General features: G+C 48.7%; 9 protein-coding genes. 2 read left to right on the top strand and 7 right to left on the bottom strand.

Features of this window, described 5'->3' with window-relative positions; genetic code table 11:
* Positions 1–38: 38 nt before the first annotated feature.
* On the top strand, positions 39–950 hold the full coding sequence (locus tag DTO96_RS08925; protein ID WP_114563176.1) for a 23S rRNA (adenine(2030)-N(6))-methyltransferase RlmJ: 912 nt from the start codon (positions 39–41) through the stop codon (positions 948–950).
* A 215-nt stretch (positions 951–1165) separates the two neighbouring features.
* On the opposite strand, the gene acnB is transcribed toward DTO96_RS08925, so the two are convergent.
* A complete protein-coding gene (acnB, locus tag DTO96_RS08930; protein ID WP_114563177.1) occupies positions 1166–3751 on the bottom strand; it encodes a bifunctional aconitate hydratase 2/2-methylisocitrate dehydratase in 2586 nt (861 codons plus the stop codon).
* 484 nt (positions 3752–4235) lie between these two features.
* On the opposite strand from acnB, the gene DTO96_RS08935 reads away from it, so the two are divergent.
* The gene (locus DTO96_RS08935; protein ID WP_114563178.1) at positions 4236–6158 is read left to right on the top strand and encodes a PEP/pyruvate-binding domain-containing protein; all 1923 of its coding nucleotides are present in this window, start codon (positions 4236–4238) and stop codon (positions 6156–6158) included.
* A 360-nt stretch (positions 6159–6518) separates the two neighbouring features.
* On the opposite strand, the gene DTO96_RS08940 is transcribed toward DTO96_RS08935, so the two are convergent.
* From DTO96_RS08940 to hrpA, 6 genes are all read right to left on the bottom strand, one after another.
* Entirely contained in the window at positions 6519–7046 is a 528-nt protein-coding gene (locus DTO96_RS08940) for a hypothetical protein (RefSeq protein WP_114563179.1), read from the bottom strand.
* A gap of 72 nt (positions 7047–7118) precedes the next feature.
* Positions 7119–7646 (bottom strand): hypothetical protein, encoded by a 528-nt coding sequence (locus DTO96_RS08945; protein WP_114563180.1) that lies wholly within the window; start codon positions 7644–7646, stop codon positions 7119–7121.
* A gap of 36 nt (positions 7647–7682) precedes the next feature.
* On the bottom strand, positions 7683–8186 hold the full coding sequence (locus DTO96_RS08950; protein ID WP_114563181.1) for a hypothetical protein: 504 nt from the start codon (positions 8184–8186) through the stop codon (positions 7683–7685).
* Between the two features lie 424 nt (positions 8187–8610).
* Positions 8611–9399 (bottom strand): competence/damage-inducible protein A, encoded by a 789-nt coding sequence (locus DTO96_RS08955; protein WP_114563182.1) that lies wholly within the window; start codon positions 9397–9399, stop codon positions 8611–8613.
* Between the two features lie 280 nt (positions 9400–9679).
* Complete coding sequence (locus tag DTO96_RS08960) at positions 9680–10513, bottom strand: EI24 domain-containing protein (protein WP_114563183.1); 834 nt, start codon at positions 10511–10513, stop codon at positions 9680–9682.
* A 70-nt stretch (positions 10514–10583) separates the two neighbouring features.
* A complete protein-coding gene (gene hrpA, locus DTO96_RS08965; RefSeq protein WP_114563184.1) occupies positions 10584–14546 on the bottom strand; it encodes an ATP-dependent RNA helicase HrpA in 3963 nt (1320 codons plus the stop codon).
* Between the last annotated feature and the right edge of the window lie 4 nt (positions 14547–14550).

Genomic DNA, 14550 nt, shown 5'->3' on the forward strand with positions numbered 1-14550 from the left:
ATTAAGAATGCTTCTTTTATTCTTTTAAATAGGATTTTATGTTCAGTTACCGTCACGCCTTTCATGCGGGCAATCATGCCGATGTGCTTAAGCACATGATTGTATTACAGATTTGCCAATACATGACTCAAAAGGAAAAGCCACTCACCTACATCGACACCCATGCAGGTGTGGGCATGTATCAACTCACCAACCCGATGGCGCAAAAAAGTGGTGAGGCAGAAACAGGTATTTTAAAGTTACTCCCGCTGTGGGCGAATAAAAATGCCCTGCCAAAATTGCTGCACGACTACTTAAAGCACATTGTTGATTTGAATCAAAAATACGCCCACGCACAACCCTTGGAAGCCAAGCTTTACCCAGGTTCGCCCTATGTCGCCTCACAACATCTACGCGAAGTGGATCGTTTACGCATTTTTGAGCTGCACCCGACCGACATGCGTTTATTGGACGACAACCTGAATCACATCAACCTTGCAGACTCCCGTGACGACAAACGCGTGCTGTTTAAAACAGTCGATGGCTTCGTCGGCCTCAAAGCCAACATCCCCCCCACATCACGCCGTGGTTTCGTGCTCATCGACCCATCTTATGAAATCAAAGACGACTATGCCAAAGTCGCCAAAGCCATCAAAGATGCCATGATTCGATTCCCCACAGGGACTTATGCGGTGTGGTATCCCATTTTGGCACGCCAAGAATCAACCAACTTACCAATTCAACTCGAACGCATCGCCAATGAAGCGGGCGTCAAATGGTTGCATGCCACACTGGCCGTGGACAAAGTACTGCCCACCCACGCAGCGGGTGGCTTACAAGCCTCTGGCATGTTTGTCATCAATCCCCCTTACACATTGATCGATGATTTAAAAGCCAGTTTACCGCTGGTCGCACAAACATTAAAAACCAGCTCAGTGGGTGGGTTTGAACTGTTTGCGTCAAAGGGTTAAGGGCTGGATTTGAACTGAGCTGTCCTAGGGTTTGGTTCTAACTTACAATCTCTTCATTGAAAGAGGCCATACCAAACACACCATGATTAAATATCCATGGCTTTCATCTTAAAAACACAGCCCAGCAAATCTGCTGGGCTGTGTTTTTATTGCGGTTTGAATTCAAATAAATTTTAAATCAATTTTAAATGGGCTTCAAATGAATTGCACATCAATTACATTTGCACGCCATCGGCCACTTTACTGAAGTCATCGATTTGATCGAAGTTCATGTATTTGTAAATGTCTTTGCTTGCGGCATCGAGCACACCGATGTCGGCCAAATACTCTTCACGCGTTGGGATTTTACCCATTTTCGAGCACACGGCAGCCAACTCGGCTGAACCCAAGTAGACGAATGAGTTTTTACCCAAACGGTTCGGGAAGTTACGGGTTGAAGTCGAGAACACGGTTGCGCCCTCTTTCACTTGTGCTTGGTTACCCATGCACAATGAGCAACCTGGCATTTCCATGCGTGCGCCTGCTGAACCGAGCACGCCGTAATGGCCTTCTTCCGTCAATTGTTTGGCATCCATTTTCGTCGGTGGCGCGACCCACAACTTCACGGGGATGTCACGTTTGCCTTCGAGCAATTTAGATGCCGCGCGGAAGTGACCAATGTTGGTCATGCATGAACCGATAAAGACTTCATCAATTTTCGCACCAGCGACTTCAGCCAATGTTTTTACATCATCTGGATCGTTCGGGCACGCCACGATCGGTTCGTGAATGTCGGCCAAATCGATTTCAATCACGGCTGCGTATTCGGCATCGTCATCGCCTTTGAGCAATTCTGGGTTGGCCAACCATGCTTCCATTGCTTTGATGCGGCGAGCGAGTGAACGTGGATCTTCGTAGCCGTTAGCAATCATCCATTTCATCAAAGTAATGTTTGATGTCATGTATTCCATGATCGGCTCTTTGTTCAAATGCACTGTGCAACCTGCGGCTGAACGCTCAGCGGATGCATCGGACAATTCAAACGCTTGTTCCACTTTCAAATCAGGCAAGCCTTCGATTTCAAGGATGCGACCAGAGAAGACATTCACTTTGCCTTGTTTCGCTACGGTCAATAAACCTGCGTTAATCGCATACAAAGGAATCGCGTTGACCAAATCACGCAAAGTCACGCCTGGATTCATTTTGCCTTTGAAACGCACCAAAACCGATTCAGGCATGTCAAGTGGCATCACGCCTGTGGCTGCGGCAAACGCGACCAAACCAGAACCTGCTGGGAATGAAATACCGATCGGGAAACGGGTGTGCGAGTCGCCGCCTGTACCCACCGTGTCAGGCAACAACAAACGGTTCAACCATGAGTGGATCACGCCATCACCTGGGCGCAAAGAAATCCCGCCGCGCGTGCTGATGAAGTTCGGCAATTCGTGGTGCATTTTCACGTCCACTGGTTTCGGATACGCTGCGGTGTGGCAGAACGATTGCATCACGAGGTCAGCCGAGAAGCCCAAGCACGCCAAGTCTTTCAACTCGTCACGCGTCATTGGACCTGTGGTGTCTTGTGAGCCCACTGATGTCATGCGGGGTTCGCAATATGTATTCGGACGCACGCCCTTGCCTTCAGGCAAGCCACATGCACGACCGACCATTTTTTGCGCCAATGAGAAACCTTTGCCTGAATCAACTGGGCTGGTGGGCAAACGGAACAAAGTGGATGCAGGTAAACCCAAAGATTCGCGCGCTTTCGCCGTCAAACCACGGCCAATGATCAATGGAATACGGCCGCCCGCACGCACTTCGTCGAACAACACATCGGATTTAACGGTGAATTCAGAGATGACTTCACCGTTTTTCAAGGCTTTGCCTTCATAAGGACGCAATTCAACCACGTCGCCCATGTTCATGCTTGACACGTCGAGTTCGATCGGCAACGCGCCTGCATCTTCCATTGTGTTGTAAAAAATCGGCGCAATTTTTGCACCCAAGCACACGCCACCAAAGCGTTTGTTGGGTACGAAAGGAATGTCTTCACCCGTGAACCACAAAACCGAATTGGTCGCAGATTTACGTGAAGAACCTGTACCCACCACGTCACCGACGTAAGCCACGAGGTTGCCTTGTGCGCGCAAATCTTCGATGAATTTGATCGGACCGCGTTTGCCATCTTCTTCTGGCGTGATGCCATCGCGTTTGTTTTTCAACATCGCCAAAGCGTGCAATGGGATGTCAGGGCGGCTCCATGCGTCAGGTGCAGGTGACAAATCATCGGTGTTGGTTTCGCCTGTGACTTTGAAAATGCTCACAGTGATCGACTCTGGCACTTCAGGACGTGAAGTGAACCACTCGGCATCCGCCCAGCTTTGGATCACGGCGACGGCATTCGCATTGCCGTTGTCCGCTTTTTCTTTCACGTCATGGAATTGGTCAAACATCAACAATGTTTTTTTCAACGCGTCCGCTGCAATGCCACCCACTTCGGCATCATCCAACAACGCCACCAATGGGCTGATGTTGTAGCCACCCAGCATCGTGCCGAGCAATTGCGTCGCTTTGGCACGGCTGATGAGAGATGACACTTCAGTGCCGTGAGCCACAGCAGCCAAGTAGCTTGCTTTGACTTTGGCCGCATCGTCCACACCCGCAGGGACACGGTGTGTCAACAAATCCAACAGAACCGTTTCTTCACCTGCTGGCGGATTTTTAAGCAATTCGATCAACTCGCCCGTTTGAGTTGCTGACAATGGCAATGGTGGAATACCCAGCGCAGCGCGCTCGGCAACGTGTTCACGATAGGCTTGTAACATGGTGTGTCCTTTGAGGTGAAATGATAAAAGTAAGGGAAATACGGAAAAAGTAAAAGCTACTGTTCCCATGCGTTAAATAAAGTCTGGGCTTTGTCAGAAACTTTGACAAAATCAAATAAGCCAAGTGATTGTGAGTACTGTTTAACACCACAGCCCCCGAATCGACTTGTTCAAGAAAGTGATTGTTTCGTGTTTCGCAAGGTTAATTGCTGCAAAACTGAATTTTAAAACAAAAACAGAATCTTGTGTCTTATATATGAGTGCAAATGCTTAGAAATAAACGAAATTTTAATATAATTTCGTGCCTCACTCTTGACCATTTGCTTTTGCTGCTATTTTTTACTGCCGTTGATCATGTGACTTTACAACCAAAACACTGACAAGACACTGACAGCCCGCTCACATTGAGTCTACCACGTGACAATGACAAATAACTTGTTCCACCTTGCCCTACAATGGTGCATCATTTAAAAAGGGGTTTATCATGCACAATCGATTGTTCAACGCCATCGCCATCACGTGCGCCATCGGTTTGAATCTCACTCCAGCTTTCGCCCAACAGCGCGTTTGGCAACCCACTGTGAGTACATCACAAGACTGGCAAGCCTTGGCCGTCAACGAGCGCGATGCTGAGTTTTCAAAATTCATTTTGGATGTCAAAACAGGCCGCATGTATTTCATTGACGCCCACGTTTTCAAACTACACATCGATTTTGGCCTGGGGGTATTGCTTAAAAAACCACGCACTTACGAATCCATTAAAAGCTTCAACCTCAACTACAGCGCAGATAAGCCACAATTCATTCTCGGTTATTTAACCCACTACCCCAAACTGTCGTTATGGACGTATTCGTTTTGGGAAGGCGACGCCATCCGAGCGCGCGATGTCATCAAAACACAACGGGCATTACAAAAAACCTTTTTTATTCCCAATTTGACCTTCCGCCCCGATTCATTGGCGCAAGAAACCATGGCCAAACAATTGAAAAAAAGCCATTTACCCGTCATCACCAATGACAAAATCTATCAAAAACTGCCCTTCCAAGCCTTTCAAACAGGTGAAGCCATCGGCACTTTGCGCATCGTGCCACCCAGTACCGCATTGGACACATTGAACTTTGCCGACAGCGACATTGTCGTGCTGCAAGAAGCCTACCCCGACATCAGCCCTGTTGCAGGCATCATCACCACTCAATTTTCAACCCCCTTGGCGCACGTCAATTTACGCGCCACCGCATGGGGCATCCCGAATGCAGGCGACAAAACAGCCGCAACTGAATTTGCCCCCCTCAACAACCGCATCGTGCACTACCGCGTCACCGAACAAGGCCTGACCCTACGAGCGGCGACCGACAGTGAGATAGAACAATTTAAAGCACGGCGCGTGGAAGACAAACACGTGAATTTACCCGCGATTGATGAGGGCTTCAATGCACTCACGCCCTTGACCCAAATCCGCGCCAGCGAAGTCAATCGTTTCGGCACAAAAACTGCCAACCTTGGCGAAATCGTTCATGCCAATGCAACGACTGTCAACGTACCCACAGGTTTTGGCATCCCATTTCACGCCTACATTGAACACATCACCGCCAACCATTTGCAGCCAAAAATCGACGCCACCCTCAACGACGCACGCTTCACCAGCGACCCCGTTTGGCGACGAGACGCATTAAGCGCACTCCGTCAAACCATCGTTGACGCGCCCATGAACCCGCAACAACTCGCCCGCATCGAACGCGCATGGCAAAAACAATTGGGCGGCAAAGGCGTGTTCGTGCGCAGCTCAACCAACGCCGAAGACTTGAAAGGCTTCAACGGCGCAGGACTCTACGACACCGTGCCCAACGTCGCGACCCACGAAGCCCTCGAACCTGCGATTAAAAAAGTATGGGCATCGATTTGGAACGAACGCGCCGTCAATGAACGGCAATTCGCAGGCATCGACCATCGGCAAGTTTACCCCGCCGTATTAATCCAAACAGGCGTGAACGCCACCGCCGCAGGCGTACTCCTGACCACCGACATTTGGGGGCACAACCCCAACACCTACACCATCAACGCCAAATGGGGCTTGGGCATTCGCGTCGTTGAAGGGCAAAAAATCCCAGAGCAAATCCTATATGACACCTCCAACAACGGCACACGCATCATCAGCCGCTCAAACGAAACATCAATGCTGGTGTTTGACCCCAAAAACGGCGTGCGCGAAGTCCCCACCCCCGCAGGCGACACGATCTTAACCGAAGCCCGCGCCAAAAGACTGGGCGAAACGGTCGACGTCATCGTCCCCTTGTTTTCAAGGGATACAGCGCTGGACATCGAATGGGTACTGGAAGGGGAAAAAATATGGATCGTGCAAGCACGACCTTATGTGAGCAAGGTGGGGAAAAATGAGCTCAGTAAATGAATGTGCAGAACACAGGTTTTATGAAAAATATAAAAAACAAAATTGACTTCAGATAAGTAAAGTCTGACTTAACCCCCAGCTCCGTCATTCCCGCGTGGGGTTAGCGGGAATCCAGTCAAACGCGAAGCGTTTGTTTGACCTTTTAAAAAATACTACCCTTGCAAACCAGAATTTTTGGTGCGCTTTGCGCCCCTCTGGATTCCCGCTAACCCCACGCGGGAATGACGGTATATGATGCTTTTAGAGTGTAGGTTATGTTGAAACCGATTAATAAAGATCATATCACCAGTCAAAATATCACGCCGAGCTTGACAGCATATCTGTAGTATCAGCTATAAAACGATACGTTTGATTGCTTTACTAGTTATTTTCAAAAACACTTTGACTATAGTTATTAAATAAAAAATCGCCAATTTTTTGAAGAGACCAGACATGCACTACCTCGACATTTCCCTCATAAATATAACGCCATTCAATAAAACCTTTTGAGATTAAAACAAGATCTGTATAGAAATCCCCACCATATTCTTTTTTGTATAATAAAGCTATAGCTTCCTGTGTATTTTTACTAAGCTTCTGGAAAAGTTCTTCTAGGTCATGTTTTGCTGACCGAGGAATAGGCTTGTGACAAACTTTATAGCTCACAGAACCTTCGGTGTACGTATCTTGCTTCGTATAACGTTCCTTCGTCTCAAGACACTTTAAAAATAGTTCTATTGCAAAAACCAAACAAACATGTGATGGATTTGAAGTTACTCCATCAACTTTTAATTTTAAATATGCACGGTAAAAACTTAGCGCATGATTAAATATACGACTACTTGGCTGAACAAGATTACTATCAAAGCTTTTTTCCCCTAAGACAGCCATTTCTAAGAAGTTATCCATTTCTATATCCCATGTTTAAATTAAGAGGCTTTTCACGCAAGAATCACTCGACTAAAAGGCTATGCTTCTGCTTCACAGGGATTCGATTTCACTGGACGCGCTACCAACGAGAGCTAAAAACTTTGCTTCGACATCTGGTGCCCACCAGTCTTTTCGAGATGTAAGCTCGTTTAGCACTGGCAAAATGCTCGAGCTAAAGTAAACCTTCATTAACTGGATTGTAGAGGAGTACTCGGCATTCAGTTCAGTGCGCTTCACGTTGATTTCGGCGACTACCTTTGGTTCATCAGGTTTGATGCAGCCCTTTTCTCTATTGGTTTGGCAAGTGGCGTAGATTTGGGCGAGGTCCGCCTGAAGCACCAAATAGTCATTGTACGTTCTCATCTGAGCTGCGGAGTTCGCCACGTTTGATAACTTCTCCAGCAGTTTCACTCGCTGTTCAAGAACAGCCTTCTTTTTCTCGTAAGCGATCTGGCTGTCCCACTGATTAAGCTGAAACATACCTGAAACTAATGAACCGCCAAGGGCACCGACAAACCCGAGAATGGCTACGAAGAGAGGAGCAAACCACTTTTTTTGTACTAACTGATTAAAGGTCATAGCTAATAGTTACCGTTCAGAGGCATAACGTTCGAATTAACGGGCACCGCCAGGCGTCCCGTTGAATGAGGGATTAGAGCCTGCAGATTCAATAGAGAGATCGCTCTTCGGATTAACCACTACGCTAGCAAGCGCGCCAATCGCGTGGATGAGTTTTGTACGAAATGTGTGCCGCTGAAATTTGACGCCTGAGAAGTCAGATAGAACGGCTTGAGACCATTGAGCTAATGAATCCTCTCCACCCGCAAATTGGAATTCATGCGCAAGACGATTTCGTATGCGATTGAGCGCATGCAAGTGTTCGATGGCTTTGGCCATGTTTGCAGGGCTTTGCGTTTGAAGGGAACTGAGCGTTTGCAGCTTTTTGTGGAATGAGAATTCGGTTAAGTTCTCATGTTTTTCTTTGGCGAGAAATTGTTGAGCGGCGTTGTCAATTGCTACCTCAAGAAGAAGATGCCCCTTCAAGAGAACAAGTTCGGGACTTTTGTGGTCGTCCAAGTGGGCACTTACAACCCACTGGAATATTTGCGGTAGTGACATGAGTTGGGCTCTAACGTAGTTTATGCGTCAAAAAACACTGATATTCTGTTTTCATTTCGCCGCATATCCTAGCAATTTAAAAATCGTATGTCCTTTATTTGATTGTGTTTTCATTACCCCCCCAACCAAACAACAGGATATACGTCCTATTTCAATCACAAACACGGCGTCTGGCTTGCTGTGAAACCATCCATCTACCGTGAGTCCAAACATTAAATCACGCGACGCGTCATTGCGGGCTTGACCCGCAATCTCTTAGTCATGGAGGTGCCGTGTCGAGCACGGCATGACGGAATGTCTGTGAGTTCACTATAAACAACCAGCGCGCCCCATATTTGTACGCAGATGATGTTGCTTTGGTTTTTATTTTAAACCGATTCGTTTGAAGCACCTGCGTTTAATTAAAAATGCATTGTGAATTTGATCAAACAACCTCACCGCCCAAATCGCGCACTTCCGATTTCAAGCGATCCCACGCCGCGTCCAACAATGCACAGGCTTCGCCGTTCGCTTTGACACCCAGTTCGATGTGGTATCGTTTCGCTTCGGTGCTGTCGGTGGCCTCTTGCGCTATTTTGGGCAAGCTGTAGGTTTGAACGCCATTAAAATCATGTTCAATGGCGATCATCAATGGGGCGATTTGTGATTCTTGCAGGCCGTAGACGTGTGCCGAGAGGTGGGCGTGGCGTTCTTTGAAAAACTCATCGGCATACAAGGTGTCCAGTACCCATTCCAGCATGGGGTGTGCCATAACGGGGAAACCGGGTACGAAATAATGGTGCTGGACATGAAAACCCGCCACATTGTTAAATGGGTTGGGGATGATGCCCGCGCCTGCGGGGAAGTTGGCCATGTTCAAGCGTTGCAAGTGAATGACACTGTTTAAGTCGTCGCCGCGCTTCTCGCTTAAATCAATGATGAATTGTGCGGCTTCGGGGTGAAGTGCGAGTGGCACTTCGAGTGCGTTGGCTGCGGCTTGACGGGTGTGGTCGTCGGGTGTGGCGCCAATGCCGCCTGTCACGAAAACGGGTGTGGATTCGGCGAAGCTGCGTTTCAGTCGCGCAATGATTTCGCTGGGCACGTCGGCCACATATTCAACCCATGCCAAGCGCAAACCACGCGCTTCCAACATTTCTCGAACCGCACCAAAATGGGCGTCGGTGTGCGAGCCGTTCAAAATTTCATCGCCAATGACCATTAAACCAAAACGCATGTTTTCCCCTGTGTATCGATTGAAATAATTTGATTGAAACAATTTGAATGTGAGTTGCCTTAACGGAGCTCTAAAAATTGATTTCAGAATAGGACAAGGTTGATTTAACGCCCGACTCCGTTATTCCCACGTGCTTTTAGCAGGCATCCAGTCAAACGCAAAGCGTTTATTTACCTTTTACAAGTGATTCAAGGTGATTTCGTGCCATTGGATTCACGCTGTGTCGGTACGGATGCTTTGAGCAAGTGAGTGGCGTTTAAACCAATGAATAGAACCCTCTTCAATTATCTTTCAGCACAGATTGTAACAGCAGTTCATGCTGCACTGCACGATAATCGTGCAAAGCCTGCAAACAATAACAGCTGTAAGCCAAGCCACAAAACGTGAACAATGCGGTGAACGTCAACACCGAAAAAACAGCGGTCAATGGCAACAACACCACACCAATAATCGATCCCATCCAGACAAATGTCGGTAAAGCACCCATCAGCGTGATCACCAAGCCGAGCACAAACAAAGCACCGTTGCGTTCTTGTGTAATGACCGCGTATTCATGGGCATCCGCATGTTCCGCCAAGGCATCCAAGGCAAATACTTTTTGATTGTAACGCGCCATGACACCTGTTTGTATGACCGCGCCGAGCCCTGCCAATAAATAAGCGGGTGTGCTGATGATCCAAAAGAAAGCAAACCAAAACGTCCAAGCGGTTGTGTTTTTGATGCTGTGCCACGTGGTCAAACCACCTTTGACCTCAAGCGTTGGAAAAAAACGCTCTGCCACTGCACGGTTGATGTGCGACATGCCAAACACGCTGATCAACAGCATGGATGAGAGCACCACCATCAGAATCCACAGCAAGCCAATACCCAACCAAAAACCGCCTTGCATGGCCCAGTTCAATGCTTGAGCTGTCCAGCTGTCGCCCAAAGCCCAGCGGTTTTGAGTGGCGGTCAACCACGCAAAAAGGTCTTCGCCAAATCCCCACCACATCCCACCGCCAATGAGCGCCCAAACCAGCAGCGCCAACAATGCAGGCCGCCAGACCAAGCCCCACACGCGTGGCGTGAACATCATCAAGGCCGCACGACTGAGTGCTTGAATCACTTTATCCATGTTTGTTCTCCTCTTTTCAGTTGATCACATTACCGTCACATCGGCATCACATCGGTGCATTGCAGCCCATTTATCGCTGCAAACTGTCCCATACTTTGTGCAGTCGTTTGATGGACACGGGCATCGGCGTGCGCAATTCCTGTGCAAATAAACCAACGCGCAGCTCTTCGAGCAACCAACGAAAAGGCACCAAACCGTCGTCCATTTGACCGCCCCGCTCATTCACCGCGCGCTGCCAGTTTTGCACCAACGGCAACATGTCGCGCATCAATTGTGCATCGCGTGCGCTGTCATTTTTCAGTTTATCGACGCGCAAAGCAATGGCTTTGAAGTAACGCGGATAATGCACCAGCTGCGCATACGCGGTGTTCAGGACAAAGCGTTTGGGCGTGAGCCGTTCGATCTGAGCCGTCATGTCATTGTATGCGTTCAGTTGTGTTTTCACTGAGACCAGTTTTTTTTGTGCGGCTTGCCATTCGGTCAAAATCAACAGCACCAACTTCGCTATTTCTTGCACAATCAGACCCAAACGGTTTTTTGCTTGTGCCAGCATGTTTTCAAAAGCCAGCGTGTCACGTGGCCACTGGCTCACGTCATCCAAGCCGCATGCCCGTTGCAGTGCCAACGAAACAATGTCGGTTTTCAATGCTTCCAACGTGTCGCTGGTCAACCCCGCGTAGAGCATGCCCATATTCGCGGCATCGGGAATGTTTTTATCCAAATGCTTTAAACTTTCTTTAAAATGCAGACGCGCCAAACGCAGTAAGCCTTGCAAATGCACGGCTTGCGCAAGGTGTTCCTCATCCCACACCGACATTTCACAGTGCGTTTCACAGTCTTGTAACGCAGGATAACCAAAAATTTTCGCATTATTTTTTTGCAATTCCATCAACTCGGGCAACACCCCAAAATCCCACGTCATGATCTTTCGCCCCGCTTCGCCCGCGATGGTTTTATGAGCGGTTTGGCTGGTGTTGAGCTTTTTGGACGGTGTTGCGGTGTTGCTGCTGTCGCTTTGCGCCTGCACCACATCTTGAAATGATTCACGCGCTTGACCACCAAAATGCGTGCGCAATAAACTCAGGTCGCGCGTCATTTCAAGTTGACGACCGTATTCATCGACCAGTTTAAAATTCATCGATGCGTGAGTGGATAAGGTTTCCAATTTAAAATCGGTGGTTTTCAGCTGTTGTCCCGTGCGCAAACGAACATGGATGATCAATGCATCCAGCAAAGCTTGCTCGCCCATGCGTTGTTCTTCCACTGCCCAAGCCACAAAATCCTGTACATAATCAGGCAATGGCACGCAATGGCGACGAATTTTCTGTGGCAATGATTTGAGTAAAGCCTGCACTTTGTCTTTAATCATGCCAATCACCAACCATTCACATTGCACCGCTGACACTTGATTGAGCACGGTAATCGGTACGGTCAAGGTCACGCCGTCGCGCGGGCTGTTGGGTTCAAAATGATAGGTTAAACTGCACGTCAAACCGCCGACTTCCATCGTTTTTGGAAACACATCGGTGGTCACCCCAGACGCCTCGTGACGCATGAGTTCGTCTTTGGACAAATATAAAATCTTCGGATCGGTTTTCACCACATCGTCGTGCCATTTTTGCAAAGCACGCACATCCATGATCTCAGGCGGAATCACGCTGTCATAAAATGCGACAATCAACTCATCGTCCACCAACACATCTTGGCGGCGTGATTTGTGCTCAAGGTTTTCGATGTGGGCGATCAATTGCTTGTTGTGTGTGAGGAATGGGAAACGGCCTTCAAATTCATGCTGTGCCAACCCATCACGGATGAACACATCGCGCGTCTCCTGCGGATTGATGCGTGCATAGCTCACGGGACGCTGGTTATAAATCACCAAGCCGTACAATGTGGCGCGTTCATCCGCCTGCACTTGTCCAGATTTTTTACGCCAACGCGGTTCGCTGTAGGTTTTTTTGAGCAAATGAGCGCCCACGCGCTCCAGCCATTTCGGCTCAATTTTTGCCAATATTCGTGCAAACAAACGTGTGGTTTCAATCAATTCCGCTGCCATCACCCATTGGCCTGTTTTTTTCTTCAGGCTCGAACCCGGCCACAAATAGAACTGAATCCCGCGTGCACCTTGATAATATTGCCCACGCTGACCCACTTTGGCATTCTGCCCTGCGGCGGGTTTATTCGCGTCATTGCTCAGTTCAGATTTGAAACCGACATTGCCCAGCAAGCCCGCAAGCAAGGCGCAATGCAATTGTTCAAAGGTCGGCTCGGTTTCATTCATGCGCCAACCCTGCTCTTTCACCATCGTTGAAAGCTGCGTGTGCACATCGCGCCATTCGCGCAAGCGCAACTGCGATAGGAAATTTGAACGACAATTTTCTTGAAGTAACTTATTGGATTTTTTGTGCTTGATGGCGTCGTCAAACCAGTTCCAAATTTTCAAATACGTCAAAAATTCCGATGATGCATCGTTAAATTTTGCATGCGCAGAATCCGCCTGCGCCCGCAACTCCGCTGGTCGATCGCGCACATCTTGCACAGACAACGCACTCGCAATGATCAACACTTCGCGCAATGCGCCTTCGTCGCGTGCCGCCAAAATCATTCGCGCCACGCGGGGATCAATCGGCAATTTCGCCAACTCACGGCCTGTTTTGGTCAGTTGGTAATCATCGGTCAATGCGCCCAACTCTTGCAGCAAATGATAACCATCGACAATCGCACGATTGAGCGGTGCTTGCACAAATGGAAACTCTTCGATTTGCTTCAAACCGAGCGCTTTCATGCGCAAAATCACACTCGCCAACGACGAACGCATGATTTCAGGGTCGGTAAAATCAGGTCGAGCAATAAAATCGGCTTCTTCATACAAACGAATGCAAATGCCCGCCGCCACCCGACCGCAACGCCCCGAACGTTGGTTGGCAGCTGACTTCGCAATTGACTCCACTTGCAATTGCTCTACTTTTTGACGGTATGAATAGCGTTTCACCCGCGCCAAACCACTGTCAATCACATAACGAATGCCCGGAACGGTCAACGATGTCTCCGCCACATTGGTCGCCAACACAATGCGCCGCGCATTCGATGGTTTGAAAATACGCTCCTGCTCTTGCGCAGTCAATCGCGCAAACAAGGGCAAAATCTCAACATGCGGCGGATGGTGCTTGCGCAAACTTTCGGCCGCCTCACGAATTTCGCGCTCACCAGGCAAAAACACCAACACATCACCCGAACCTTCGCGTGCCAGCTCATCCACCGCATCGACGATGCCATCGTACAGGTCACGCTCTTTGTCATTTTCGTTGCGCTGAATGGGGCGGTAACGCACCTCGACAGGATACGTTCGACCGCTCACATTCATGATCGGCGCATTGCCTTTTTCATTGGCAAAATGCGTGGCAAATCGCTCTGCATCAATCGTCGCCGAAGTGATGATGATTTTTAAATCTGTGCGTTTGGGTAAAATTTCTTTCAAATAGCCGAGCAAAAAATCAATGTTCAAGCTGCGCTCGTGCGCTTCATCGATGATGATGGTGTCGTATTGCTTAAGCAATGGATCGCGCTGGGTTTCGGCAAGCAAAATGCCATCGGTCATTAACTTGACCGATGCACCCTCATGCAAGCGATCCTGAAAACGGATTTTATACCCGACCACCTCGCCCAACGATGTACCCAACTCTTCTGCAATTCGTTTGGCCGTGCTGGTCGCCGCCAAACGGCGGGGCTGCGTATGACCAATCAACCCTCGACCGCCCGCACCGATGCCGCGCCCCAAAGCGAGGCACATTTTCGGTAATTGCGTGGTTTTACCCGACCCCGTTTCACCGCAAATAATCACCACTTGATTGTGCTCAATCAATGCACTGATGGCCTCACGCTCAGCGCTGACGGGTAAATTATCTGGAAAAACAATGTGCTGTTTAAATGCTTCCGCTTGTGCGGGCGTAACAGCAGGCACAACAGCCTTAGGGGCATGTGGCGCATTTGGTTTGCGGTGATGGTTACTGTTTTTGTGTTGTACTGGGTTCATTGTC

The organism is Ephemeroptericola cinctiostellae, from assembly GCF_003339525.1.
GTDB lineage: Bacteria > Pseudomonadota > Gammaproteobacteria > Burkholderiales > Burkholderiaceae > Hydromonas > Hydromonas cinctiostellae.